The organism is Pannonibacter sp. I15F10I1 (assembly GCF_900185665.1).
Classification (GTDB): Bacteria; Pseudomonadota; Alphaproteobacteria; order Rhizobiales; family Stappiaceae; genus Pannonibacter; species Pannonibacter indicus.
In genome coordinates, this window is the sequence record NZ_FYAN01000014.1 from 174904 (window position 1) to 199680 (window position 24777).

Genomic DNA, 24777 nt, shown 5'->3' on the forward strand with positions numbered 1-24777 from the left:
ATTCCTCCTGGACGGCACCGCGGCCAGTCTCCTGCATCAGTTCATGAGGCGGATATCCGGCTCGGCACTGCCCTCAATGACCGCAATTCCATTCGGCACGTCGTTCTGCTCAACCTTGAGCCGGATCTGATCCTCCGGCAGGCCGTAGCTCCGCCACCGTTCCGTCAGCCGGCGCTTCAGCTCCTCTGGCGGCACATCGGCAAAGACGGAAAAGTCGAAGAGCGGCTTCAGTCCGTTCCAGGGCGGCTGGCGCAGCAGCAGATAGTTGCCCTCGCAGATGATGATGTCGGTCTGACGTGGTATCAGCCGCGCCCCGGCCCGCGCGATCTCGATCCCGCGATCGAATACCGGCACCGCAATCGTGTCTTCGGCATTCTCCTTGAGCCGCAGCAGCATGTGCCGGAGCCCGTGAACATCGAACGTATCAGGCGCCCCCTTGTGCGCGCGGCGGCCCATGGCCTCCAGCACATGATCATCATAGTGATAACCATCCATCGGCAGCACCGCAGCAAGACCCGGCTGTCTCCGGTTGATCCAGGCCGCAACCGCCTCAGCGGCGGTGGACTTGCCCGCTCCCGGTGCACCGGCAATGGCCAGCAGCACGCGGGCTCCGCCCTTGGCTTCACGGCGCGCCAGAGCCTCCCGGCCCAGCCTCTCTGCATTTTCATCCAGCGTTGTCATCAGCCACGCTCCCCGGCGCGCATGGGCCCGGCCAAGGGCCGGGCACCGGAAGCCGGTCAGATCAGACCGTATTGCTCGGCCTTGTTGCGCAGGAAGGGAAGGCCATTGCCCATCACTTCCTCCATGTCCCGCGCCACCGGACGCCAGACGGCAAGTCCATAGGCCACCTCAGGCGGCATGTTGATGAAGCTTTCCATCGCGAGCCCGCCCTTGAAGCCGATCGCGGCAAGGGTCGCATAGATCTCGTCCCACGGCACGTTGCCATAGCCGGGGGTTCCGCGGTCGCTCTCCGAAAGATGAATGTATTTCAAATGGTTGCGGGCAATGAGAATGCCGTTCGCGGCACCCTTTTCCTCAATGTTCATGTGATAGGTATCGAGATGGACGAAAACATTGTCCGCCCCGACCCGCTCGACCACATCCACCGCCTGCTGCGCCGAGTTCACCAGATGGTTTTCGTAACGGTTGACGGCTTCGACGCCGAGCTGGATGCCGAAGCGTTTGGCGTGTTTGGCAGCGGTGTCGAGAACCCGGGTGATGTTGTCATACTCTGCCTGCGTCGGCGGCACGCCGGTGCGCTCGCCAATCCCGCCGTAGATGACACCGGAAAGCGCCTCCCCGCTCATCTCTGCTGTCTTCTCGATCGCGGCCTTGAGATGCTCGATTGCCGCATCAGGGCGCACCGAGGCCCAGGCAGCTTCCGGCAACCCAAGGGAGCAGACCGCCCTTAGCTTGTTCTTTTCCAGCAGGTCACGGGTATGCCTGGCATCAACCGCAGGGGCATTGAGGAGTGCGATCTCGATGAAGTCCATCTTGTAGCGGACAGCGCCCGCAATCGCCTTCTCCGCGCCTGCACGATCCCAGTTCATGGTCCACATGCTTGTGTGAACGCCGAAGCCTTCCATAATCGTACTCCCTATCTGCTTGTCTTGATGAACTTGACCGACACCCAGCGCAGTATCATCACGGCGATGAGCAGCAGGCCCCAGAAGGCGGTTGCCAGGTGCTGGTTGGCACCCAGAAGATTCAGCCCCGATGACAGCAATTGCAGGACGATCAGGGCGACGAAGACCGGAACCACCCGCCCAAAGCCGCCAAACGGATTGATGCCGCCAAGGAAACACGCCAGCACGGTGATGAGCAGGTAGGATTCACCGTGCCCCACACGCACCGAGTTGAAGCGCGCCAGCATGATGATGCCGGCAATCGCGGCAATCACTCCGGAGAGGACGTAGACCATCACCAGCACCTTGCGCGTGTTGATGCCGGAATAGCGGGCGGATTCGATGTTCGAGCCGATCATGTAGGCCGCAAAGCCGAGCCGCATCCGTGACAGGAAGACATGCATGACGGCGACGCAGGCAACCAGGATCAGCAGCGGGACCGGGACGCCAAGAATGCTGCCGTGGCCGATCGGAGCGACGAAGGCGGGAAAGCCCGAAATATCTCCGCCGCGCGTCAGGAATTCGCCAAGGCCACGCAGGAAGATCATCATCGACAGCGAGACCAGGATGGGATGCGCCCGCGTGAAGGCGATGACGAGCCCCATCACCAGCCCGCTCGCCGCCCCCGCACCCACAGCAAGCGCGGAGCCCAGCAGAAAGGCCATGGGTCCGGCATCGGCACCACCATGCGCCTGCAGCACCCAGGCCAGTGTGAGCCCGGCAATATTGGCCGTGAAAGTGATAGCCAGATTGAGCCCGCCGGTGAGGATCGGCAGCAGCATGGCAAGCGTCAGAATGCCGAGTTCAGGCAGCTGAAAGGCGACAGACCCGAAGGTTGCCGCGGTGAAGAACTGCGGCGTGGCAAGCCCGAAGATCACCAGCACCATGATCAGTGCCGAGAGGGGGCCGGCCATGTCCGCGCCGAAAACAGAGTTGAAACGTGCGGCGAGCTTAGTCATGCCGCCCCTCCCTTGCATCCTGGCCGGACAGGCTTCTTTGGCGCGGCGCGGCAGAGCCGAAAAGGGCCTCGATGCGGCTGCTCGACAGCGTGATGGCAACGAGGATGATCGCTCCGACAATCATCTTGAAGGCGAAGGGGGAGACCCCCATCAGGTTGAGGCCGTTCTGCGTGATGGACACCAGGAGCACACCAAGCACGCAGCCAAGGACCGTTCCCTTGCCTCCGCCGAGACGCGCCCCGCCCAGAACCACGGCGGCGAGAACGTCCAGTTCCCGGCCATAGAGTGCATTGGGCACCACTTCCTGGGCATAGTGGGCCTGCATCAGCCCGGCGATCCCGGCCATGAGCCCGAGCCAGCCAAAGGCGATATATTGCATGGCGCCAATATTGATCCCGAAACGGCGCGCGCCTTCAGGATTGTCGCCGAAGGCATAAAGCTGACGCCCGATGGTGGTGCGCGTGATCAACAGCCAGGTGACCAGCACACAGACCAGCATGACAGCAACCGGCAGCGTGATCTCGGCCCAGCTGCCATCTGCCATCTCGCGCTCATACAAGATGACACGCGTTGTCAGCCAATCCGGCAGATTGTAGATCGACACGCCTTTGGTAAAGAACATCAGCAGACCGAAATAGACATTGAATGTCGAGATCGTCGCAACGATGGAGATGATGTTGAACCGGTAGATCAGGAAGGCGTTGATCAAGCCGAGGCCGATGCCAAACACTGCGGCGATCAGCAGTCCCGGCACCCAGCCGCCGCCACCGGCCTGGGCCAGGGTAAGTGCCGTAGCATATTGCACGACCGAGGCCGCCACGGCGAAGGAGATGTCAATCCCGCCCGCGATCAGCACCACGAGCAGCCCCACCGCAAAGATGATGTTGACCGCACTGATGTTGAGAAGGTCGAAGGCATTGCCGAGCGTGAAGAAGCGGTCCGTGAGCAGCGACAGAGCCAGGCTCATCACCGCGATCACCAGAAGCAGGACAAACTCGGTTGGATGAGAAGTCATCAGCTTACGCATAGACGGCCGCCTCCATGCCGGTGAGGGTCATTGAGCGCGGATCGTAACAGGCACGGATCCGTCCCTTTTCCATGTGCAGGACGCGGTCTGCATTGAAATAGACCTCCGGAACCTCATCCGAGATCAGGATGATCGCGAGGCCTGTTTCAGCCAGGCGTGCCACAATCTCGAAGATGCCGGCACGCGCGCCGACATCCACACCGACAGTGGGCGCATCAAGGATCAGGACGCGCGGATCGGTTGCCAGCCACTTGGCGATCGCCACACGCTGCTGATTACCGCCCGAAAGGGTCGAGATGGCGTCTTCCGGCAGGCCGATCTTCACGCCAAGATCGGCAATCCACCGGGTGACCAGCGCTCTTTTACGGCCAGGTGAGATCAGACCGCCCCGCATGATGCGGTCCAGCGAGGCCATGACCAGATTGTCGGCGATGGATTGCGGCTGATTGAGGCCGAGCGACAGGCGGTCCTCGGACAGATAGGCAATACCGGCTGCGATCGCCTCCCGGTTGGAAGCAAAGGCGCAAGGCTGGCCATCCAGCCGGATCTGCCCGGCGCTGGGGCGGCGCATGCCGAAAAGAGTGAGGGCCAGTTCCGTCCGGCCCGAACCGAGAAGGCCGGTAATCCCGAGCGTCTCGCCGCGGTGCAGCTCGAAACTGACGCCGGAGAATTCGCCGGAGCGGGCAAGTCCTTCGACGGACAGCACGACAGGCTCCGCGCTCTTGTCCCGGGCCCGCACGGTCTGATCGAAGGTGCGGCCGGTCATCAATTCCGTCACCTTCGACTGGGTCATTCCCTCCACCGGATAGACACCCACAAGCCGTCCATCGCGCAGCACGGTTATGCGCGACGAGATTTCCAGCACCTCGGCGAGCCGGTGACTGACAAAGACCACAGCCACGCCGCATGAGGAGAGATGGCGCACAATCCCGATCAGATGGTCGGTTTCAGACTGGGTAAGTGATGCCGTCGGCTCATCCATGAAGACGATGCGAGCCTCGCCGACCAACGCCCGGGCGAAGGCAACGATCTGACGCTGGGCGATGGCAAAGTCCTTGAGCGGCCGGTCAACATCCAGAGTGACACCGAGCCTGGCCAGCGCCTGTTCGGCGGTCCGGCGGATCCGCGCATAATTGACCAGTCGCGGCCGGGCACCCGCCAGCGTTTGAAAGGCAATGTTCTCGGCCACCGTCATCTCCGGAAACAGGGCCAGATCCTGCCAGATCACCTGAATGCCGAGCGCCTGCGCCTTGCCGGGGCTCATCTGCGGAACAGCTTCACCGTCGAAGATGATCTCGGCTCCCGGCGCCGGGCGGTAGACGCCGGTAATCACCTTGATGAGCGTGCTCTTGCCGGACCCGTTCTCTCCGGCAAGACAGTGGACTTCACCGGGCATCACCTCGAAGGCGGCATCCTTGAGCGCTTGCACGCCGCCAAATGTCATGTTGATGCCGCGCAGCGAAAGGAGCGGCCGGGCCCCCGCGCCCTGATCCGTTGCGGTGTTCATTACAAAGCCTGCCTGCTTGCAAGTCGGGTCGGGTCCGGTGTCCAGCTTTGAGGTGGCCGGACACCGGTTTGTCAGCAGCGATCCGGAACTGCAGGGACTGCGCGCCCGGAAACCTTGAAGGTTTGCGCTGGTTTCAGAGCCCCATGGCCGCGAGTTCGGCGACCGTATCCTTGTTGATCGCAAGCAGCTGATCGACGATGATGTCATTGCCGGTTGGCGTGATCACACCCAGCCCCGGAATATCGTCACCTTCCTTGATGCTTTCGCCCTTGATCAGCCGGTCGGCCATGGTGACGAACACCTCGCCGGCCTGCTTCGGATTCCACATGAAACCGCCCGTGATGGCGCCTGACGTGATCAGCTTCTGTCCCTGGCCGGGCGAGAAGGGGCCAACCACAAAGATCTGGCCAGTCTTGCGGCGCTCCTCGACGGCACGGCCAGCACCGATCGGCCCCTGGCTGCCAAAGGCGAGGAAGCCCTTCAGGCCAGGATTGGCGGCAATCAGGTCGAGTGCGGTCGAGCGGCTCCTGTCGACATCCTCAGCAACGCCATAACGCTCGCCGACGAGCTTCATGCCGGGATGGTTCGTCTTCAGATACTCGATTGCCGCATCGGCCCAGGCATTGTGAAGCGGCACGGTGAGCGAGCCGACATAGACGGCATATTCGCCCTCACCGCCCATCTTTTCGGCCAGAAGCTTGGCATGCGCCTCGCCGAAGCCGGTGGACGAAGCCAGCTCGAAATTCCAGTCCGCGCCCTTCTGCGAGGGCGATTCATGCGTGATGACCTTGATACCCGCAGCCTGAGCCTTCATCAGAACCGGCTCGAGAACCGTCGCATCGTTCGGAACGACGCCAATGACTTTCACGCCCTGGGCAATGAGATCCTCGATCGCGCGCACCTGCAGCGCGGGATCGGCACTGGTCGGACCAACCATGAAAGCATCCAGACCGAGCTTCTGCCCCTGCTCCTTGATGCCGGCATCCATGGCATTGAACCACGGGATGCCGCCGATCTTGACGACGACACCGACTTTTGGCGCATCAGCCGCATAAGCAGCAACGGCGCCCGCAAGCGAAAGCGATGCGGCAAGAGCCGCCACGATAAGGCCTTTCATGTTTAATCCTCCTCACAGACCGTTGCTGTGAACGGCCCCGGCCCGCGCTCCCGCTTCAGGCCACCCATGGTTTCCTCATGGTCAGGGAAATCCCTGCCTCCCATCGCCTCCTCCGGCGAACCATCCTGCACAATCGATCTTTCGTTTTTGCACAATCGATGGTGCAAACAATATCCGTCAGAGATACACTTTCGTCAAGAGGACAATTTCCTTATGGAGACAGGTCAAGGAGACCTACATGACCGAGTTCGGAAAAAAGAAGGCGACCATCTACGATCTTTCCGTGCTGTCGGGATGTTCGGCATCGACGGTGAGTGCGGTTCTGAACGGCAGCTGGCGCAAGCGGCGCATCAAGGAAGCGACCGCGCTGTTGATACAAAGGCTTGCAGAGGAACATCAGTACACCGCCAACATGCAGGCGCGGGGTCTGCGCTCCTCCCGCTCGGGCCTGGTGGGGCTGCTTCTTCCGATCCATGACAACCGGTATTTCTCGTCCATGGCGCAAACCTTCGAGGCCGAGGCCAAAAGCCGCGGGCAATGCCCGATCGTCGTCAGCGCCTGCCGCGATCCTGAGGAGGAACGCCAGATCGTCGAGACATTGATCTCCTATTCGATTGACGAGCTGTTCATCGCCGGCGCGACCGATCCGGACCGGGTGCACGAAGTGTGCCTCAAGGCGGGTCTCCGGCACGTCAACATCGACCTGCCGGGAACCCTTGCGCCGTCGGTGATTTCCGACAATTTCGAAGGCGCGCGCATGCTGACCCGCGCCATCATAGAACATGCCCAGCAGGATGGCCCGGTCCTGCCGCATGAGGTCTATCTCTTCGGCGGCCGCGATGACCATGCCAGCCGCGAGCGTATCCGCGGTTTCAGCGACGTGAAGCAGGCCATGCTGGGAGGCGATCCCAAAGCCTGCATTCATCCAACCGGCTATTCACCCGCCATGACGGCACGGGCCTTCGAGACCTTCTATGAAGCCCACGGAAAACTGCCGCGCTGCTTCTTCGTCAACTCCTCCATCAATCTCGAGGGGCTCATGCGCTTCCTGGGGCAGCATCCCCACGAGACTTTCGCGGACATCATTGTCGGCTGCTATGACTATGACCCCTTCGGGTCGTTTCTGCCCTTCCCCGTCTACATGATCCGTCAGGACAGCGAAGCGATGATCGCCCAAGGGTTCAGGATACTCGAAACCACCCGCCCTCCGGTGGTGACGCATCTCGTTCAGCCGATGCTCGTGCCGCCGCGAACGGCTTTGACCGGGCCGCTTGATGCTCTGAAGGATCTGGATTGACGGCTTCAAGCAGGCGTTAGCTGCGCGGGTGAAACATGGCACGGGAAGGAGACAGCACAGCCCTGCCCTCAGGCCCGCACAGCGGACAGAGTGATCCGGCCTCCTGAATATTGGGTCGTGTGCGTCGGTGAGGGCTGTTCAGCTCCCCCCTGCAGCTGGAGAAATATGCTGCAAAAACAACAACACCCGAATGTGACCGAGGAGCGAACACTCTTTCATTTGTGCTTGTAGGGAGGCCGGGAGCGTCTACCCTTGCTCGATGACTTGGAAATATTGCGCGGCGAGCAGCAACTGCCAGCGCGTGAGTTTTTCCAAGCACGCCCAGACTTCATGGGCATGTGAGGGAGGGAGAAAACTATGCACAAGGGTACAAGGTTCGGGCGGCGTGCGTTCACAAATGGACTGCTGGGATGTGCCGCGGTTGCGTTGTTTTCGTTGACGTCAGGGCAGAGCACCTTAGCCAAGGAAACACTGCGCTTCACCACGAGTGTTCCTGCGAAGTCGTTCATCTACGCTGATATTCTGTCCGTCTGGGCTGAGCGTGTCGTTGCAGATTCTCAAGGCACACTGGACATTCAGATGTTTCCGGCAGGAACGCTCGGCCGGGATCCTGCGACACATCTCGACATGGTGCGCGAAGGGATCACAGATATCGCATATGTCGTCCTCGGCTATACGCCCGGCGCGATGAACGAGGCCACCATTCTCGAACTGCCGAACTCCACACCGAGTGCAACGGCGGGATCGGTGGCTGCGACCAAGATGGCCGAAACTGGCCTTTGGCCGGGGCGGGGCATGGAGGGAGTGAAGGTCCTTGCAATGTTCTCGACAGCGCCGACTTTGCTGACCACGACCAAGAAGGTCGAGACCCTGAGTGACGTTGCCGGATTGAAGCTGCGCGGCGCCGGACCGACCCTTCTGGCCTCAATTGCCGCAATCGGCGCGATACCTGTCGGCGGCATTACCTCGCCACAGATTGCTGAAAGCATGTCGCGGGGACTTCTGGACGGCACGGTCAACGAATGGGTCGCCCTGACGATCTTCGGCGTCGCCGAGACAGCCCACTACCATCTCGACGTCAACCTGGGCACGTCCCCGATCATGGTCGCCATCAACAAGCAGAGATACGACAGCCTGCCCAAGGAGGCGCGGGACGCGATCGACAAGAACTCCGGCGAGCCATTCGCCCGTCTTTGGGGGGAGCAGTTCGATGCGGCCATCGAGAAATTCCGGTCTGCGGCGATGAAGGACGAGAAGCGAACCTTTACGGCGCTGTCCGAGGAGGATCAGGCGAAGTGGAACGGCAAGCTTCAATCCGTCATCGACAGCTGGATTGCACAGACGCCGAACGGACAGGAGCTCTACGACTCCTTTTCAAAGGCAGTGCAAGAGGCGGCTCACTAGCTGGAACCGGCGCCGGGGCGGTCAGCCAGGCAACGGCCGGCGAACGGTCATCTGACAATCGGGCGGCGGACATTGATCGCCGTCCGTTTTTTTTGGCGCTGTCCGGGCAGAAGCTTTGATCACACGGCAACAGGGCATTGAGCAGCGTGCTGTCAAATGCCATTATTGCGGCGCGGTATCGTTTCCAAAACGCAAGGCACTGATCTTGAAGGCGAATGAAATATATGGCCAGCCTGGCTATCTTCTCCGGCGCACGCATCAGCTTGCAACCTCGGCTTTTGGTCAGATCAATGCCGACGTGGATCTGACCGCCGTCCAGTTTGCGGCTCTGCTTCATATCCGCGATACGCCCGGCATAGATGCGACGCGGCTGGCGGAGGCGATCCGCTTCGACAGGACGACGATCGGCCATGTCATCGGCCGGCTTGAGCACAAGGGCCTTATTCTTCGAACCGAAGGCAGCATCGACAGGCGCACCAAACAGCTTCGGATAACAGCGAAAGGATCCGATCTTCTGGCCAAGGTCGAGCCGCGTGTTCCCGATGTGAACGAGATCATCCTCGCTCCGCTGGAACCGGCCCAGCGCGAAGAGTTTCTGAAGCTTCTGGGGATCCTGGAACGGAACGCGTCCAGCCAGATCAGTCAGGATAACTCATCGCAGCCTGTCTGATGAAACGCGTCAGGCTGAAGCAGGCGCCCTGAAACGGCCAGCCATACGCTCCCAGCGCTTTCGGGAGGCGTGTCACCGCGCCAGCAAACGTGACCATCCGGCCGAACCAGAACGAGTGCGCATTCGTACAGCTTGCGCAGGGCCGCATCAGTGTAATGGACGGCACGCACCGGAATTCCGAGCGCCTTTCCAGCCGTGACGAAATCGTCGGCTCCGGAGACATTCCCCGTGACGACGAGCGTATAGCCTTGGCCGTAGTGATCCAGAATGGAGCTTCCGTCCCCGAATTCGAAATGCGGTGCACGCGCTCCGGGATAGGTGGTGGGTATGTAAACCATGTGGTCGTCCGGCCCTTCCAGACTGCCATCCGGCACGATGACCGGAGAATTCCGGTAACGGTGCCCCAGCTGGATCCCCGGCGTGTTGAATTCGCGCAGGCGCAGCGCGAAGAGTTTTTCGTGCATTGCCTTGCGCGCCACCTCTCCGGCCGGGCTCTCTTCGTCCAGAAGCGGGCTGGGCTGGATCATATGGTCGAGAACCCGGTTGTTCGCCGCTTCGTTTGTGTTGCGGATGGCAACCGGCCGCCGCTCGGTCTCGTAGGTGTCAAGAAGAGCCTCCGGCGCCCATCCCTCTGAGACGGCAGCCACCTTCCAGCCGAAATCCACCGCATCGCCGAAACCGGTATTGGCCCCGAAGCCGCCCTTGGGCCAGCGCAAGTGCGCCGCATCGCCCAACAGAAAGACCCGCCCGTCCCGATATCTTTCGGCCACCACCCGATGGCCAGACCAAGGCTGGGCCTGGATCACTTCAAAGTCGAGCTCCGGCCCGATGACCGGGCGCACGATCTCCGCGGGATCGAGCGTTTCGGCCGCCTCCGTATAGATCGACAAACGCCATTCGGCATCCCCGTCCACGGATGTCAGATAGGCGCGCCGGTCGTCGGAGAGGGTATGAACCTGCGCCATGCGATTGCCGAACATGGCATTCAGCCGCTCGCTCAGGCCATGACAGCGGAAATAGGTGGCGAAGTTGTACCCTTCGCCGAAGGTGCCGGCGAAGCGGATACCGAGCGCCTTGCGCACGCCGCTGCGGCCACCATCGCAGGCCGCCAGCCACTTGCCGCGAATGACATAGGTCTCTTTGTCCGGCCCTTCGACAGTGCAATCGACATGGCCGGCGTCCCGCTCCGGCTTGAAGAACAGGAGCCGCGTCTGATAGCGCAGGTCGCCGCCCCGGGCCTCGGCTGCGCGGCGCAGAGCCGGGTCAAACTCCTTTTTCGGGTAGAAGAACCCGCCTTCGGGCGAATAGGGATCGGCCGCCGGAGCCCCTGCATTTGACGTTCCGGGGAAGAACGCCAGCGGCTTGCCGCCGATCCGGGTGCAGAAGCCGACGTTCCGCGCCATGCCGGGTGGGAACCCCGTGCCATTGCGGAAGCTGCTGGCGATGCCCCATCGGCGCATATGCTCCATGGTCCGGGAGAAGAAGTTTTCTCCCGCCGGAAAATAGACCTTTCCCTCGCCCTGCTCGATCAGAATGTAATCTATGCCGCGGTAGCTCAGTTCATTTGCGAGAAAAAGGCCAACGGGTCCCCCACCGAGGATGACGACGGTGGTTTCTTCGGTACGTTCTGTCTGTCCGGCCATCGTCATCCCCGCCGTTCGCCATGGGTTTCACGATAGAACCCGAAGGCCTGCAGGATTGGGCGGTCGCTGTAGGAAAACAGCACGGCCTCCCCCTCGGTGCTCCAGTGTTCGTGTTCCATCCATGACGGGATCACGAAGGTATCGCCTTCCTGCCAGTGGAACACCTGATCGCCGATGAGAGAACCGCCTCCGCCTTCGGCCACGTGATAGATCGTGCTGGCCGTGTGCCGGTGGGACCTGGTGTGCTCGCCTTTGCGCAGAAGCTGGAGATAGGCAGAGATCGTCGGCAACGTTGGTCCGCCGTTATGCGGATTCACATATTGCATGATGATGCCGTCGTAGGGGCTGCCTTCTTCCTCCCGCAGGGCATGGAGGTTGGAGCGGCAGTCCGTCCAGCGGTAGTTCAGAACCGGCGACTGGCGCGGATCCTTCGGAGCCTCCCATGCGGGCTTCATTCCGCGCCCCCATCTGTAGAGGCTGTCTTCATTCTTGCGGTAGACCGGTTGGGTCTGCCTGTTGCCGTCTTCGTAATCTTCGAAGAAGTTGGCATCCAGCAGATTGACGAAGGGCAAATCCAGTCCGTCCAGCCAAGCCATGGGCTGCCCGGACTCGTTGCCATGGTCATGCCATTTCCACGCAGGGGTCGTGACGAAGTCCCCCTTGCGCATGATCGTCCGCTCTCCGTCCACGACCGTATAGGCCCCTTCACCCTCTATGATAAATCGATGGGCATTGGGGGAATGCTGGTGACTGTCAGCGATTTCGCCGGGTAGCAGAAACTGGATACCGCCGAAAATCATCCCCACGGTGCGGGCACTTTTCCGGTCATAGCCTGGGTTGATCAGCATCATCGGCTTGATCTCGCTCCACCTCCAGATATGCGGAACCGCGGCGACATTGGGTTCTGCCTGGGCTGCAGTTTCGAGGTTGAGCCACAATGGAATGATGCTCATGGCATCAAGCTCCCGGTGAAACATGTCCCGTTGCGTCTGTAGATCATTCGTGCGGTCGGTCACGGTCTGCATGAGATGTCTCCGCTGGCTTTTCGACGAGTGGGGAGAGCACGCACGATCTCTCGCAGCTGAGCGGCGGCTTCGGTCCGCACGTTGCCGTGCAATTGACGCCCCGGTAGCCCTCTCTGATTTTGACAGTATGCTATCAAATTTGTCAGGAGCAATCACATTGGACAACCTGTCCGATATGCGAACAGGGGCGGGCCTTGAAAGCGGGAAGGGATGCTGCGGGGCTTTCGGCTGCCTGCAGCATCTTGGTTCGGTGTTTTCAGCGCTCAGAGCAGGCCTTCCAGCTCCATCGCTCTTTTCGCCGCGGGACGCATCGATAGACGATTGAAATACGCGACAATGTTCTCCGGCAAGTCGAGGTTCAGGCGCGTAACGCCCCAGAACAATGTGTAGAACATCGCGGCATCTGCGATGGTCATCCGCTCACCCATGATAAATGGGCGGTCCTTCAGCTGCTCCGACAATAGCTTGAATGCTTTCACGACAATCGCCTTGCCATTCTCACGAACCCAATCGAGATCCGCTTCAGTTGGTGAGAATTTTTGCGGGCGCAGCAAGCGTGAAAAGCCCTGCATGTGAACCGTCGCCACCAGATAGTCGAGTGTCTCCATGATCCGGAGCTCGTCCTCGAAGGTTCCGGCTGCGAGTTTGTCCTTGCCGCAGGTATGTGACAACCAGTGGGCAATGACGCCAAACTCGGTCAGAAGCGAGCCATCGTCGCGGATGATGGCCGGGACCTTTGACTTCGGGTTGACCTTTACATAGTCCTCCTTGAGCTGGTCGCCGTTCTTGATGTGGATCGGGATACCCTCGTAGTCGGCACCAATTTCCTCGAGCAGAAAGTGGATACCGAGCGAACAGGCTCCGGGCGAAAAATAGAACTTCATGACTGGCCTCCCTTTATCTCTCAGTCGTGAGTAACCCTGAGCATGATCTTGCCGATATGACTGTTGGCCTCCATCAAGCGATGCGCCGCAGCAGCATCCCGGAAGTCGAACTCCTGAGCGATGACCGGGCGCACCTCGCGGCCAAGCAAGGGCCAGACCTCTTTGCGAATGCTTTCCGCCACAAGGACTTTCCTGTCGAGCGGCAACGGGCGCAGCAAGGACCCGGTGATGCGGATCCGTTTGGTCATGACATCGCGAAGAGGGATGGCGAGCGCCGCCCCGCCGCCACCGGACAGGTGTGCGATCTGTCCGTCATCGGCCATCATCTTGAGATCCTGTTCCAGATGTGCGCCGGCGGACACGTCAAGCAGAGCGGAAATCCCGGCACCGCCCGTTGCATCCATTACCTTGGCGGCCAATTCCGGATCCCGGTAGGAAAACGCGGCATAGGCGCCAAATGCCTTGGTCGCAGCAACTTTCCCGTCACTTCCAGCTGTGGCAAGCACCTTGTAGCCCAGCGCCGACATGGCCTGCAGCGCGATATGGCCAACCCCGCTGGTGCCGCCGTGGAACAGCCCGAACTGGTCCTTTCCGAGCGACATCAGATGGAAAAAGTTCCACCAGGCCGTGAAAACGGCCTCTGGAATGCCGGCGGCCTCACTGTCCGTGAACTCATCCGGTACAGGCATCGTCAGCGCGGAACTGGCAACCGCATATTGACCATAGCCGCCGCCCTGGACCAGTGCCATGACGCGGCCGCCTGCCGGGAGACCTTCCACGCCATTGCCGAGCGCGGCGACCGTGCCGCAGACCTCAAGTCCCGGCACCGCATTACCGTCACTATGCCGGCCGCCTGCCCGCTGATGCACATCGTGACGGTTTATCCCGGCCGCCGTGACACGGATCAGAACCTGTCCCGGTCCGGGCATTCCGACCGGGACGCGCTCCGGCACGAGAACATCGGGACCACCGGCGGCGGTGATGACAACAGCTGTCTGGGTTTCAGGTATCGTCATCTCAGCCGGCACCTTCCAACTGACCCTTTTCCGCAGGCTTTTCCGCTGCGGACCGTCCGATCGCGCAGGCTGCTGCCGCGCGAAGCTCATCCGGCGTTCCGGCGCCGGCCGATCTCCAGGCCACGTGGCCGTCAGGCCTGACAAGGACGGCGCCGTCTTTGGAGACGCCATAAAGCCTGCACCATTCGTCTGCGTTCACGGCCACATCTGTGCCGATCGCGTAGCAGGAGATGGGGAGGTCCAGGTCCTGCGCCGCCAACAGGCCGGCTGCCGTCCAGGCATTGCCACCCGGACCGGTGAGCAGCGTGAAGCCCCGATAATCGAAGAGGTCGATCAGCGACCGGCCTACTTGCCCTTCGATCTCCATATGCGGCGCACGATGTCCCGGCCGTGCCGACGGTTCATAGGCCGTGACCGAGAACGCGGGCACAGGCGTGCCATCAGGGGTGATCAAGGAGGACTCGTAGTGAAACCCGAAGGTCTGGCCCGGATAGTCGAAATGCGCGCGTTGCTCCGGGATCCCTTCAGCCAGCTTGCCGCGGTTTTCGGCCCCCTCCGGTCCTTCCAGGTTCGCCAGCAGCAGGCTGTCGTTGGCCAGAATGCCGGAGAGCCCGCGCTCAACCATGGCCAGGGCATTGCGGGCGCTCTGCTCGACATTGAACTTCGCCACGGGCCGCCGCTCAATGTTGTAACTGTCCAGGAGAGCTTCGGGCGCCGTCTTTTTCAGCACAAGGCCCAGCTTCCAGATCAGATTGTGCACATCGGCCACACCGGTGTTGAAGCCCTGCCCTCCGGTCGGCGGAAGCGGATGTGCCGCATCGCCTGCGATGAAGACGCGCCCCTGAGAAAACCGATCCGCGATGCGCGACTGCATGCGCCACGGCATGATGTTCTGAATCTCGATCGGGATGTCTTCATCTCCGATGACCGCCCGAAGTATCTTCAGGCAGCGTTCGGCCGTGAAGTCATCACGGGATTCATCTTCCCTGTAGCCGAAATTATAGGTCCAGCGGCTGCGGCCATCGAGTGAGATGAGAACCCCGGACGTGCGGGCATTGTAGATCCACCACAGCAGATAGGGCCGGTCTTCGACCAGCGCCCAGAGATCGGCATGGAAATAGATGCCGATCTGCTGCCCGATCGACCTTCCCTCCATTTCGATCCCAACCGCATCCCGCGTGCTGCTGCGCGGTCCGTCGGCGGCAATCAGATATTGTGCACGGGTGCGGCCGGTCCTGCCGGAACTGTCTGTCCAGTCCAGGGTCACTCCGGTGCCGTCCTGGTGAACAGCGGTGACCGTGTGCCCGAAGCTGACACTGACGCCGTCACAGGTTTCCGCATGCTCGCGCAGCACCGGCTCCAGCCGGTCCTGTGGGCAGGAGCGCTTGAAGACCGGGCTTTGAGAGCGCTCGATCCTTGCCCATTCCGGGTTGCTTCGGGTCTCGATGACACCGATCTCGTCACCAGTCAGGCTTGTGACGAAAGCGATGCCTGCGTGCCGCTCGAGCGGAAGGGAAACCGCATCGACCGCATCGGCCACGCCGAGCATCCGGAGGATTTCCATTGTCCGCGTGTTTACAACATGTCCGCGGGGATGAAACGATGTCGTGGCATTCTTTTCATAGAGTGCGCACGAGATCCCGAGATGCCCCAGCAGGTTTGCTGCGCTCAGCCCGACTGGGCCGCCGCCGATGACGGCGACGCCGGTCCGTACCTCAATCATGGGCCTGCTCCTGTATTTTGTTGGCTTAGCTCTCGTCCACGATGGTGTTCGACAGAGTTCCGATCCCATCGATTTCGACTTCGATCAGATCGCCGGGCTGCATGAAAACCTTCGGATCGCGGAAGTTTCCGACCCCGCTGGGCGTTCCGGTGGCGATGATGTCGCCAGGGACGAGATCGATGATGGCCGAGAGGTAGGAAATCAGGTCAGGGATCTGGAACGCCAGGTCACCAACCGACGTGTCTTGCATGACCTCGCCATTCAGGCGGGTCACCATCCGCGGCTTTGCCGGATCCCCCAGTTCGCCGGCAGTGGTGAGGCAGGGCCCCATCGAACCGGAACGCCAGAAGTTCTTGCCGCCCCAGAACTGGGTCGTATGACGCTGGAAGTCGCGGATCGAGCCGTCGTTAAAACAGGTGTATCCGGCGACATGTTCAAAGGCGGCATCCCTGGAGATATGGCGGCCGGCCTTGCCGATGACGACTGCGAACTCGCCCTCAAAGTCGAACATGTGTGAGGCGGCAGGACGCACGAGGGGCTGGCCATGACCAACGACAGAAGACGGATAGCGTGTGAAAATCGAAGGGTATTCCGGCCGGTCCCGGCCGGTTTCCTTGATGTGTCCCAGATAATTGAGACCGATGCAGATGATCTTGTCCGGATTGGGGATCGTCGGCAGCATCGTCACGTCCGCCAAGGCCAGGGTATCGCCGCCAGCGGATGTGAGCAACGTGAGCGCATCGCCCGCGATCAGGGCCCTCAGATCCGCAAACTGTCTGCGCAGGGCCTCGCCCGCGTCCACGACAGTATCGCCTTCGAGGCGGCCGTAGGAATGGATGCCGTTCGGCAATATATATGATGAAATCCGCAAGGATCGGTCTCCCCTTCATGAAGTCGCACGGAATGGCAGGTGAATGCCGGCATCATTCGCGGTGCACGACAGTGTCGAGCCACGCACAGTTCGGCCGTGGATTTGGGGCGCGAAAGCCCGTGCGGGCATTGTCCAGCCGCATCTTGCGCATCCGGGCCCGGATCTCGTCATCTTCGGGAAGATACAGCCGCTCGTGCCCCCAGGTCGAAGGGCCTTCATGTGTCTCGAAAGGCTGCCAGGTCACGGGATCGACGACTTGCGCCCCCCAGCCGTATTCAACGAAGAAGTTGGAAGGGGTGTGCGTGTAGAAGCTCAGCATATGGTCATTGGAATGGCGGCCAAGCGAATAGGCCACGCCTTCCTCGCGTTCCTGGGCAAGGTCGTATCCCTGCCCCACATCATCCAGAGAGAGCAGCTCGACCATGAAGTGGTGAATGCCCTTGCGGCCGGAACCGACCATCGCAAAGCTGTGATGCCGGCCGTTCACGTGAAAAAAGTAGAGCGGATAGGGCGTCAGGCCGAAGTCGGTGACGCGAAACCCCAGCAGGTCGCGGTAGAAGCTCAGGATGCCTTCGACATCGGCGACATGCAGCACCGCATGCCCCATGCCGAGGGACCCGGTCTTGAACCCGGAAATCGGGCGCCCCGAGAGAAACGGGTCGCTTGCGATCTCCGGCCCGCAGAAGACCTCCAGCCGGTTGCCGTCGGGATCGCAGAACGAAATGAGGCGGGCAACGTGCCGTTGACCGGCAAGGCCAGCGTCGTGCCAGGTGACCTTGACCCTGTTGTTCTCAAGCCTGGATGCCAGAGTGTCCAGATCGTCCGGTGTGTTCACCTCCCAGCCCATGAAGGCCAGGTCCTCTTCACCTTCCCCGGTCACGATGAGCCGTTGTTTGCGGTCATCCATGCGGTAAAGGCTCATGCTGCCGCCCTGATCCACTTTCTGCATGCCGAGAAGATCTGTGGCGAAGCCGTCCCAGTCGCCGAGTTTCTTGGAGTTAATACCGATGTAGCCGAGTGACGTGATGGGCATAGGCTGTCTCCTCCTCGCGTGTGCAGGCGGCCGGATATGGATCGCCCAGCGCACCACCGGTTCCGAACAGCCCGTCCGGCGGTAGCGGGCACCGTCTTGCGACATCTAGCTCCCCATCTGCCGTGATGCTCTCACAAAATAGATTTTGTCCGGCCAGCGAACATTTTGGACGTCCTGATGGCTATGCAGAGGCTATTCTGGAGAAGATAAAATCACTAACATGATGTTTTTATTATTTTTATTCAGGAAAAGCCCTTACGGAAAGAGCCTCAAGATCTGACAGCATACTAAACAAATCGCTTTACTCCCCATTTTTCAACGTGCAAGCTGAGCGGGCTGGAAGTGAAATCAGGTTATGGGAGGAACCTATTTCTGAACCATCGATCAAAGCGTTAGAGCGCGGTGTTGCCGTGCTTCGGGCCATCAACCAGTTCAACGGGGCAAAGCCGGGCGAGATTGCGAAGGCAACCGGGATTCCGCGTCCATCCGTCTACAGGCTCCTGAAAACGCTTGAGGAGATGGAGCTGATCTCGCGAGACCATTTCTCGAACCGCTGGCGTCCAACTCTTCATGTGAAGTCGCTCAGTTCCGGGTATCGCGAGGAGGACTGGGTTTGCCAGATCGCGGTTCCCCATATGATCGAACTCGGCCGTGACGTGCTTTGGCCGCTTGATCTCGTGACCTTGAGAAACAGTCACATGGAAGTCCGTGAATCGACGCACAAGATCAGCCCCTATTCCGTGAACCACGGCATGGTCGGCAGACAGTTGCCATTGGTCGAAACCTCCAGCGGACGGGCGCTGCTTGCCTACATGCCGGAAGAGGACCGGACGGCACTGCTCAATCTTCTGACGGAGACGAACGGGCGGACTGCCCCCTTCATGACCAGGGATGGCCCGCTGCACGCCATTCTGGCGAAAGTCCGGGAACTGGGTGTGGGCTACCGGATCGCGGATTTCACACCTGAAACCGGCAGCATTTCAGCCCCGATCTGGTACGAGGACAAGGTTTTCGCCTGTCTCACCCTGATCTGGCTGACCAGTGCAATGCCCTTCAGCAAGGGCCTTCAGCTTTACCGCGAAAAGCTCTTGCGCACCGCCGATGCCATAACGCGCGACCTGGTTGGACGGCTGTCCTCGGCCGAGGTGAAACGGCTTCGGGCCGGAGGCTGACTTGTTTTGGAAGTGTTCGCTGTCCGAACACACACAAGAAAGGGGTAAATCGGGATCCGTTTGACCGGTAAAGCGGCAGTTGGGTTGTTCTCAGGGAGGGAGACAGATGAACAAACTGGATGCCTATTTGCGCCGTGGCGCGAAATGGCTGGCACTGCTCGGGTTCGCGGGACTGTTGATGCTGGCGGTCATGACCACGGTTGATGCCTTGCTGCGATCGTTCTTCTCGGCCCCGATCCATGGTGTGAACGACGTCAGCGCCGTCGTCATGGCTGTGGTCATCGCCAGCTGTATCCCGGCCAATCTCGCAGACAGACGGAACATCTCGATCGAAGTTCTGGGCGCGATGCTTGGATTTCGGGCCAACAAACTGCTCCAGCTGTTCTCCAGCCTTGTCGTCTTCATGGTCATCACGGTGATGGCTTGGCAGTTCATTCCCTTCGTGGAAGGCACTTACACAAGCGAACGGCGGACCTGGGTGCTGGCATGGCCGATCTGGCCCTGGTGGAGCGTCGCCACCGCGTTCCTTTACTACGCGGCGCTCATTCAGGCCTTAAACGTTATCAAGGACATAGCCAGTTTGTTCGATCATCGGACGGCCAAAGATCTTCACGGTTTGAACGATACGGCACCGGGCGAGGGAGCATAAGGATGGATCCTGTAACGATCGCCGTCATCGGGCTAATCTGCATGTTCGTTCTGATTTTGCTGCATGTCCCCATTGGTGTGACCATGGCAGTTGTCGGGGTTGGCGGCTTTGCCGCGATTGCCGGATGGGCGCCTGCAGTCAAACTCCTGGCCTCCGAGCCGGCGGCAACAATGGCCAATCTCGATCTGGCGGTCATTCCGCTGTTCATGTTGATGGGAAGCCTGGCCGCCACAAGCGGATTGGCGAAAGACATCTTCGAAACGGCGGAAGCTCTGGTTGGCCATCGCCCCGGAGGGCTGGCGGCTACGACCATCGTTGCCAGCGCCGGGTTCGGCGCGGTCTGCGGATCTTCGGTGGCAACGACAGCCACATTCGGACGGGTCGCCCTGCCGGAAATGATCGCCCGCGGATATTCCAAGGGAAGCTCGGCCGGTGCGGTTGCGGCCGGGGGCACCTTGGGGATCATCGTGCCGCCTTCGAGCATCATGGTTCTCTATGGCGTCCTGACCGAAGTGTCCGTCCTGAAACTCTTCTCCGCTGCAATCCTCCCTGCCCTCTTGTCTGTCTTGCTGTATCTGACAGCCATCTGGATCGTCGCCTGGCGCAATCCTGATGCGATGCCGGGGTCGGACAAACTGCCCCTGCGCGACCGTGTTCGTGCATTGGGCCGGTCCTGGGGGGCGATAGCTCTCGCGGTGATCGTTCTGGGAGGGATCTACTCCGGCGTTTTCACGGTGAATGAGGCGGCGGCGGTCGGTGTGGTCTTCGCCTTCTTCTTCGCACTCGGCCGCGGCAAGCTGAACCGCACCACCTTTCTTTCGGTCCTGTCAGAAGCCAGTTCTGCCACTGTCATGATCTACATCATCGTGTTCGGCGCGATGATATTCTCATATTTCGTGAGCATCAGCGGCGTCAGCCAGGAGATGATAGGAGCCATCGAAAATCTCGGGCTCCCGCCGCTCGGCGTCATCTTGTTGCTAGTGTTTATTTACCTGATCCTCGGCGCATTCTTTGATGAAGTGGCAGCTGTCGTCGTCACCTTGCCCTTCGTGCTTCCGGTCATCCTGTCGCTTGGCTACGATCCCATCTGGTGGGGCATCCTGAATGTTGCGTTGATCGGGGTCGGCATGCTGACACCGCCGATCGGGATCAACGTGATGCTGTTGAACGCGATGCGGCGGGATATTCCCCTGTCAACAATCTACAAAGGAGTCCTGGCCTTCTTTTTCGCCGATTGCGTTCGCATCCTCATCCTCGTGCTGTTCCCGCAGGTAACGCTTTGGCTTCCCGCCAGCATGTAGAGGCATCAACGCCGGCAGGCTCCTTGCCGCACACGCCCTTACATCCGATCCCCGCTGCGATACGCTCGACCATAGCGGGGATCAGATGTAATTCTTGCAATGCGGCGGCAGGACTGGGCTACGGCGCCACGCTGCCGGCCGGAGCACCCGCCGGCTTGCGTTTGCGCAGGCTGCCATAAATCCCCCAAAGCAGCAGCGCCAGCGTGATCAGCAGCACGGTTGCGCTGATCGGACGTTGCAAGAACGTCATCGGATCCCCCCGGCCCAGAAGCATCGCGCGACGGAAATGTTCCTCCATCAGCGGTCCCAGGACAAAGCCCAGCAGCATCGGTGCGGCGGGGAAGGAGAGGTACCGCAGCCCGTAGCCCAGAAGCCCGAAGAACGCGACCAGAAGCACATCGAAGGCGCTGTTGTTCACGCTGTAGGTGCCGATGCAGACGAACATCAGAACAGCAGGGAACAGCCATTGATAGGGCACCGTCAGCAGCCTGACCCAAAGGCCGATCAGAGGGATGTTCAGCACCAGAAGCAAAAGGTTTCCGATCCAGAAGCTCATCACCAGCCCCCAGAACAGCGCGGGCTGTTCGGTCATCAGTTGCGGGCCCGGTGCGATGCCGTGGATCATCAGCGCCCCCAGCATCAGCGCCATTGTCGCCGATCCGGGGATGCCGAGCGCAAGGGTTGGAATGAAGGCAGTCTGGTCAGCGGCGTTATTCGCCGATTCCGGTCCCATGATCCCCTCGATCGCGCCGTTGCCAAAGCGCTCGGGCTCTTTTGCCACGCGTTTTTCCAGCGCATAGGACATGAAGGCGGCAATCGACGGGCCGGTTCCGGGCAAGGTGCCAAAGAAGGAACCGACGGCCGAGCCGCGCAGCATGGGGAACCACGAGCGGCGCACATCATCGCGGGTGGGCTTCATGGCCTTGAAACTCACCGACTCGGGGCTGACACTCTTTGCACTGACCTTGCCAACGCTGGCGATCACTTCGGACACACCGAACAAGCCCAGCGCCAGCGCCACCAGGGCAATTCCATCGGCCAGATCGATCATCCCGAAGGTGAAGCGGCGGGCGCCGGTATAGATATCGGCGCCAACCAGCCCGAACAGCACCCCCAGACAGACCATGATCAGGCCCTTGATCATCGCCCCGCTGGACATGCCGGACGCGGCGATCAACCCCAGAAGCATTAGGGCGAAATACTCGGTGGATGAGAACTGCAGGGCCATCCGGCTGATCACGCCCGAAAAGCCCATCATCAGGATGATCCCCACCGATCCGCCGAAGAAGGAGGCCAGCGTGGTCATCAGCAGCGCCACGCCCGCGCGGCCTTGTTGCGCCATCGGATAGCCGTCCAGCGCGGTGATGGCGCTCGATGGGGTACCGGGCACGTTCAGCAGGATCGATGCCGTGCTTCCGCCATAGGTCGTGCCGTACCAGATCCCGGCCAGCATGATCAGCGCAGCCGTAGGTTCCAGTTGAAAGGTCAGCGGGAACAACATGGAGATCGCGGCCAGAACGCCAATGCCCGGAATGACGCCCAGCAGGGTTCCCATGAACACACCGACGAAACACCACATCAGGTTGTTCAGCGACAGGGCGGTTTCCAGCCCCAGCAGGATGTTGCCGGCAAAGCTCATGACCAGTTCCACGCGAAAAGGGGGAACGTCATCCCAAGCCCAAGCTTGAAGATAAGCACCGCGAGAACTGAAAGGAAAAGAACGAGGGCCGCTATGGCCCGCAGTGTGTTGCGCCGGTCAGACAAGGCAGAAATGCCAACCACCGCCAGCACGGCCGGAACAAGGCCCAGGGGCCGCAGAAGCAGGGCGAACGCCACCACACCGGCCACGCACAGGAAGGCTGTGCGAAGTTCGAACCGGACGGGCATTCTGGCGCCGCCCGATACCGCGCACAGGCTGCGCCAGCTGTTGAATGCCAGCACCAGCCCCAGAAGCGCCAGTGTCACCCCCAGCCCGGTGGGAAACATTCCCGGCCCCATCCGGCGCAACGTCCCCAGCGGATAATTGCCGGCGGCGTAAACGGTGACGGCAACGCCGGCGCAGGCGATCAGCAGGCCGGAGACCAGATCGGCGCGGTCATTCTGGATCATCTCTCCCTCCCTTCAGGTCCTGCGGGCACGGCTTTGCAGCCACCGCCCGCAGGTTTGCTTAGGCCTTAACGCAGGCCTGCAGCGCGCACCACCTCGGCCCAGGTTGCGGCTTCCTCGGCGAGATAGGCCTTGAACTCTTCGGCCGTGCCCCCCAGAACGACGCTGCCTTGTGCCTCCAGCGCTGCACGCAGATCAGGATCGGCAAGAGCTTCGTTGATCGCGGTGTTCAGCGCGGTCACGGCTTCTTCTGGCATCCCGGCAGGACCGACGACCGCTTTCCAATCCGTCGCCTGATAGCCTTCAAACCCAAGCGAGGCCACCGTCGGCACGTCAGGCGCCAGAGGGTGCGGCTCCAGAGAGGTGACAGCCAGCAGACGCACATTGCCAGCCTCGACATGCTGCATGACGCTGGGCAATGAGCCGATATAGATATCGACCACGCCCCCCATCACATCGGAGATCGCCTGCGCGATCCCCGTGTAGGGAACATGCTCGAACTTCAAACCGCCCTGCAGCATCAGCCGCTCCACCGCCATATGCGAGACGGTGCCGGTCCCGGGCGTGCCATACATGATCGAGCCGGGTTCAGCACGTGCAGCGTCCAGAACAGCGCCGAAATCGGCGTAGGGGCTGTCATTGTAGGTGATGATCCCCATCGGCTGTGTATTGACCAGCGCGATGGGCGTGAAGCCCGCCTGCGGGTCATATTTCACTTCCGGGTTCAGCGCCGGGTTGACCGCCAGGTTCGACGTCTGGCCCATGCCGATGGTCTGCCCGTTGGCGTTAGCGCGCGACAGCTGGTCCATCCCGATCGTCCCGCCAGCTCCGGGGACGTTCAGAACCACGAAGTTCCATCCCGTCTTCCGCGCGATCTGGTCATTGAGCTGCCGGGCCAGCACATCCGTTCCACCTCCGGGCGGATAGGGCACGATGTAGTCGATGTTCCCGCTCGGCCAGGACTGGGCAAAAGCCGCACCTCCGCAGGCAAGGAATGCGGCCACGGCCAGCGATGTCAGGTGATGTTTCATCTTGTCTCCTCCTTTGATGAATGGCTTGTTTTTGTGTCACGCGCCCGGCAAGGCACAGCCAAGCCGGCGCAGGGCATCGTCGATCCAGCTGCGGTCGTTGCTGCGTTCGCCAATCTGCGCCATCAGCCGGGTCTCGGCGGCCTGCTTGGCCACCGCCTTTTCGAGAACTTCCTCCGCCGCCGCATAAGGGACGGCCAGAACGCCATCACCATCGCCGATGATCAGATCACCGGGTTCGATGACCATGCCATCCAGCGCGACCGGCACGTTGATTTCGCCCGGCCCGTCCTTGTAGGGGCCGCGGTGGGTGATCCCTGCGGCCCAAAGAGGCAGGTTAGCCTCTGCAATTGCATCGGCATCACGGACTGCACCGTTCAGCACAAACCCCGCCACGCCCCGGTTGATGGCATGGGCCAGCATCAGCTCGCCCATCAGCGAGTTTGTCAGATCGCCGCCGCCATCCACCACGATCACGTCACCGGGCTCCGCCATGTCGATGGCTTTGTGCAGCATCAGATTGTCGCCCGGACGCGCCTTCACCGTCACGGCGGGGCCCGCCATGCCGCCGCTGCGGTGCATCCGCATCAGGCCCGGCCCGCCCCCCGACATGCGGTGCATGGAATCGCTGACAACGGCAACGGGCAGCGCAGCAAAACGCGCCACCAGAGCGGCAGGCACCGCGCGCTCACGGGTGAGGATGCGAAAACCGATAGACAT

The 24777-nt window shown here is 61.1% G+C and carries 23 protein-coding genes; 6 read left to right on the forward strand and 17 right to left on the reverse strand.

The features are described from left to right. Window positions 1-36: 36 nt before the first annotated feature. The 6 genes from IF10I1_RS10530 to IF10I1_RS10555 form a co-directional block, all read right to left on the reverse strand. On the reverse strand, window positions 37-681 hold the full coding sequence (locus IF10I1_RS10530) for a nucleoside/nucleotide kinase family protein (protein ID WP_186392715.1): 645 nt from the start codon (window positions 679-681) through the stop codon (window positions 37-39). A 56-nt stretch (window positions 682-737) separates the two neighbouring features. Then, window positions 738-1586: a sugar phosphate isomerase/epimerase gene (locus tag IF10I1_RS10535; protein ID WP_050472961.1), complete on the reverse strand. Its 849-nt coding sequence runs from the start codon at window positions 1584-1586 to the stop codon at window positions 738-740. 11 nt (window positions 1587-1597) lie between these two features. After that, entirely contained in the window at window positions 1598-2584 is a 987-nt protein-coding gene (locus IF10I1_RS10540; RefSeq protein ID WP_050472960.1) for an ABC transporter permease, read from the reverse strand. Further along, window positions 2577-3611: an ABC transporter permease gene (locus tag IF10I1_RS10545; RefSeq protein WP_186392716.1), complete on the reverse strand. Its 1035-nt coding sequence runs from the start codon at window positions 3609-3611 to the stop codon at window positions 2577-2579. The genes IF10I1_RS10540 and IF10I1_RS10545 overlap by 8 nt, the downstream gene beginning before the upstream one ends. Continuing rightward, entirely contained in the window at window positions 3604-5118 is a 1515-nt protein-coding gene (locus IF10I1_RS10550) for a sugar ABC transporter ATP-binding protein (RefSeq protein WP_186424479.1), read from the reverse strand. The genes IF10I1_RS10545 and IF10I1_RS10550 overlap by 8 nt, the downstream gene beginning before the upstream one ends. A 133-nt stretch (window positions 5119-5251) precedes the next feature. Next, the gene (locus tag IF10I1_RS10555) at window positions 5252-6235 is read right to left on the reverse strand and encodes a substrate-binding domain-containing protein (RefSeq protein WP_050472957.1); all 984 of its coding nucleotides are present in this window, start codon (window positions 6233-6235) and stop codon (window positions 5252-5254) included. 238 nt (window positions 6236-6473) lie between these two features. On the opposite strand from IF10I1_RS10555, the gene IF10I1_RS10560 reads away from it, so the two are divergent. The 3 genes from IF10I1_RS10560 (at window position 6474) to IF10I1_RS10570 (ending at window position 9606) form a co-directional block, all read left to right on the forward strand. Then, window positions 6474-7532 (forward strand): LacI family DNA-binding transcriptional regulator, encoded by a 1059-nt coding sequence (locus IF10I1_RS10560; RefSeq protein WP_058898931.1) that lies wholly within the window; start codon window positions 6474-6476, stop codon window positions 7530-7532. Between the two features lie 357 nt (window positions 7533-7889). Then, entirely contained in the window at window positions 7890-8936 is a 1047-nt protein-coding gene (locus IF10I1_RS10565; protein ID WP_186392718.1) for a TRAP transporter substrate-binding protein, read from the forward strand. 115 nt (window positions 8937-9051) lie between these two features. Further along, window positions 9052-9606: a MarR family winged helix-turn-helix transcriptional regulator gene (locus IF10I1_RS10570; RefSeq protein ID WP_082205939.1), complete on the forward strand. Its 555-nt coding sequence runs from the start codon at window positions 9052-9054 to the stop codon at window positions 9604-9606. Here the strand turns inward: IF10I1_RS10570 and IF10I1_RS10575 are convergent. The 7 genes from IF10I1_RS10575 to IF10I1_RS10605 all read right to left on the reverse strand — a co-directional run bounded on the left by IF10I1_RS10575 (window position 9579) and on the right by IF10I1_RS10605 (window position 17801). Further along, entirely contained in the window at window positions 9579-11249 is a 1671-nt protein-coding gene (locus IF10I1_RS10575) for an FAD-dependent monooxygenase (protein ID WP_186415161.1), read from the reverse strand. The genes IF10I1_RS10570 and IF10I1_RS10575 overlap by 28 nt on opposite strands. A gap of 2 nt (window positions 11250-11251) precedes the next feature. Next, window positions 11252-12274, reverse strand: coding sequence for a cupin domain-containing protein (locus tag IF10I1_RS10580; protein ID WP_186415162.1), 1023 nt, complete (start codon window positions 12272-12274; stop codon window positions 11252-11254). A gap of 263 nt (window positions 12275-12537) precedes the next feature. Next, window positions 12538-13158 carry a glutathione S-transferase family protein gene (locus IF10I1_RS10585; protein WP_058898926.1) on the reverse strand — a complete coding sequence of 207 codons (621 nt, stop codon included), beginning with the start codon at window positions 13156-13158 and terminating at the stop codon, window positions 12538-12540. Window positions 13159-13178: 20 nt separating this feature from the next. Next, window positions 13179-14264, reverse strand: a complete 1086-nt coding sequence (locus IF10I1_RS10590; RefSeq protein ID WP_244293712.1) for an NAD(P)H-quinone oxidoreductase — start codon at window positions 14262-14264, stop codon at window positions 13179-13181. Further along, on the reverse strand, window positions 14176-15966 hold the full coding sequence (locus tag IF10I1_RS10595) for an FAD-dependent monooxygenase (RefSeq protein WP_186415163.1): 1791 nt from the start codon (window positions 15964-15966) through the stop codon (window positions 14176-14178). Before IF10I1_RS10595 ends, IF10I1_RS10590 begins: the two co-directional genes overlap by 89 nt. Further along, window positions 15923-16768: a fumarylacetoacetate hydrolase family protein gene (locus IF10I1_RS10600; RefSeq protein ID WP_186415164.1), complete on the reverse strand. Its 846-nt coding sequence runs from the start codon at window positions 16766-16768 to the stop codon at window positions 15923-15925. Before IF10I1_RS10600 ends, IF10I1_RS10595 begins: the two co-directional genes overlap by 44 nt. A 52-nt stretch (window positions 16769-16820) precedes the next feature. Continuing rightward, the gene (locus IF10I1_RS10605; protein ID WP_186415165.1) at window positions 16821-17801 is read right to left on the reverse strand and encodes a VOC family protein; all 981 of its coding nucleotides are present in this window, start codon (window positions 17799-17801) and stop codon (window positions 16821-16823) included. A 383-nt stretch (window positions 17802-18184) separates the two neighbouring features. On the opposite strand from IF10I1_RS10605, the gene IF10I1_RS10610 reads away from it, so the two are divergent. From IF10I1_RS10610 to IF10I1_RS10620, 3 genes are all read left to right on the forward strand, one after another. Then, window positions 18185-18973 carry a helix-turn-helix domain-containing protein gene (locus tag IF10I1_RS10610; protein ID WP_122521524.1) on the forward strand — a complete coding sequence of 263 codons (789 nt, stop codon included), beginning with the start codon at window positions 18185-18187 and terminating at the stop codon, window positions 18971-18973. 106 nt (window positions 18974-19079) lie between these two features. After that, entirely contained in the window at window positions 19080-19622 is a 543-nt protein-coding gene (locus IF10I1_RS10615; protein WP_186392725.1) for a TRAP transporter small permease, read from the forward strand. Window positions 19623-19624: 2 nt separating this feature from the next. Further along, window positions 19625-20923, forward strand: coding sequence for a TRAP transporter large permease (locus IF10I1_RS10620; RefSeq protein ID WP_050472946.1), 1299 nt, complete (start codon window positions 19625-19627; stop codon window positions 20921-20923). A gap of 118 nt (window positions 20924-21041) precedes the next feature. On the opposite strand, the gene IF10I1_RS10625 is transcribed toward IF10I1_RS10620, so the two are convergent. From IF10I1_RS10625 to IF10I1_RS10640, 4 genes are all read right to left on the reverse strand, one after another. Continuing rightward, on the reverse strand, window positions 21042-22562 hold the full coding sequence (locus IF10I1_RS10625; protein ID WP_186392726.1) for a tripartite tricarboxylate transporter permease: 1521 nt from the start codon (window positions 22560-22562) through the stop codon (window positions 21042-21044). Further along, the gene (locus IF10I1_RS10630) at window positions 22559-23032 is read right to left on the reverse strand and encodes a tripartite tricarboxylate transporter TctB family protein (protein ID WP_058898921.1); all 474 of its coding nucleotides are present in this window, start codon (window positions 23030-23032) and stop codon (window positions 22559-22561) included. The genes IF10I1_RS10625 and IF10I1_RS10630 overlap by 4 nt, the downstream gene beginning before the upstream one ends. A 65-nt stretch (window positions 23033-23097) precedes the next feature. Continuing rightward, the gene (locus IF10I1_RS10635) at window positions 23098-24060 is read right to left on the reverse strand and encodes a tripartite tricarboxylate transporter substrate binding protein (RefSeq protein ID WP_186392727.1); all 963 of its coding nucleotides are present in this window, start codon (window positions 24058-24060) and stop codon (window positions 23098-23100) included. A 36-nt stretch (window positions 24061-24096) separates the two neighbouring features. Continuing rightward, window positions 24097-24777: an RraA family protein gene (locus IF10I1_RS10640; RefSeq protein ID WP_186392728.1), complete on the reverse strand. Its 681-nt coding sequence runs from the start codon at window positions 24775-24777 to the stop codon at window positions 24097-24099.

Excerpts from the sequence above, each read along its gene's own strand:
- IF10I1_RS10530 (WP_186392715.1), bottom strand. The coding sequence starts at position 681 with ATGACAACGCTGGATGAAAATGCAGAGAGGCTGGGCCGGGAGGCTCTG.
- IF10I1_RS10640 (WP_186392728.1), bottom strand. The coding sequence starts at position 24,777 with ATGTCTATCGGTTTTCGCATCCTCACCCGTGAGCGCGCGGTGCCTGCC.
- IF10I1_RS10550 (WP_186424479.1), bottom strand. The coding sequence starts at position 5,118 with ATGAACACCGCAACGGATCAGGGCGCGGGGGCCCGGCCGCTCCTTTCG.
- IF10I1_RS10590 (WP_244293712.1), bottom strand. The coding sequence starts at position 14,264 with ATGAGCTTCGCGCGGCAGCAGCCTGCGCGATCGGACGGTCCGCAGCGG.
- IF10I1_RS10620 (WP_050472946.1), top strand. The coding sequence starts at position 19,625 with ATGGATCCTGTAACGATCGCCGTCATCGGGCTAATCTGCATGTTCGTT.
- IF10I1_RS10565 (WP_186392718.1), top strand. The coding sequence starts at position 7,890 with ATGCACAAGGGTACAAGGTTCGGGCGGCGTGCGTTCACAAATGGACTG.
- IF10I1_RS10575 (WP_186415161.1), bottom strand. The coding sequence starts at position 11,249 with ATGGCCGGACAGACAGAACGTACCGAAGAAACCACCGTCGTCATCCTC.
- IF10I1_RS10585 (WP_058898926.1), bottom strand. The coding sequence starts at position 13,158 with ATGAAGTTCTATTTTTCGCCCGGAGCCTGTTCGCTCGGTATCCACTTT.
- IF10I1_RS10625 (WP_186392726.1), bottom strand. The coding sequence starts at position 22,562 with ATGAGCTTTGCCGGCAACATCCTGCTGGGGCTGGAAACCGCCCTGTCG.
- IF10I1_RS10535 (WP_050472961.1), bottom strand. The coding sequence starts at position 1,586 with ATGGAAGGCTTCGGCGTTCACACAAGCATGTGGACCATGAACTGGGAT.
- IF10I1_RS10605 (WP_186415165.1), bottom strand. The coding sequence starts at position 17,801 with ATGCCCATCACGTCACTCGGCTACATCGGTATTAACTCCAAGAAACTC.
- IF10I1_RS10540 (WP_050472960.1), bottom strand. The coding sequence starts at position 2,584 with ATGACTAAGCTCGCCGCACGTTTCAACTCTGTTTTCGGCGCGGACATG.
- IF10I1_RS10545 (WP_186392716.1), bottom strand. The coding sequence starts at position 3,611 with ATGCGTAAGCTGATGACTTCTCATCCAACCGAGTTTGTCCTGCTTCTG.
- IF10I1_RS10580 (WP_186415162.1), bottom strand. The coding sequence starts at position 12,274 with ATGCAGACCGTGACCGACCGCACGAATGATCTACAGACGCAACGGGAC.
- IF10I1_RS10560 (WP_058898931.1), top strand. The coding sequence starts at position 6,474 with ATGACCGAGTTCGGAAAAAAGAAGGCGACCATCTACGATCTTTCCGTG.
- IF10I1_RS10630 (WP_058898921.1), bottom strand. The coding sequence starts at position 23,032 with ATGATCCAGAATGACCGCGCCGATCTGGTCTCCGGCCTGCTGATCGCC.
- IF10I1_RS10635 (WP_186392727.1), bottom strand. The coding sequence starts at position 24,060 with ATGAAACATCACCTGACATCGCTGGCCGTGGCCGCATTCCTTGCCTGC.
- IF10I1_RS10555 (WP_050472957.1), bottom strand. The coding sequence starts at position 6,235 with ATGAAAGGCCTTATCGTGGCGGCTCTTGCCGCATCGCTTTCGCTTGCG.
- IF10I1_RS10615 (WP_186392725.1), top strand. The coding sequence starts at position 19,080 with ATGAACAAACTGGATGCCTATTTGCGCCGTGGCGCGAAATGGCTGGCA.
- IF10I1_RS10595 (WP_186415163.1), bottom strand. The coding sequence starts at position 15,966 with ATGGGATCGGAACTCTGTCGAACACCATCGTGGACGAGAGCTAAGCCA.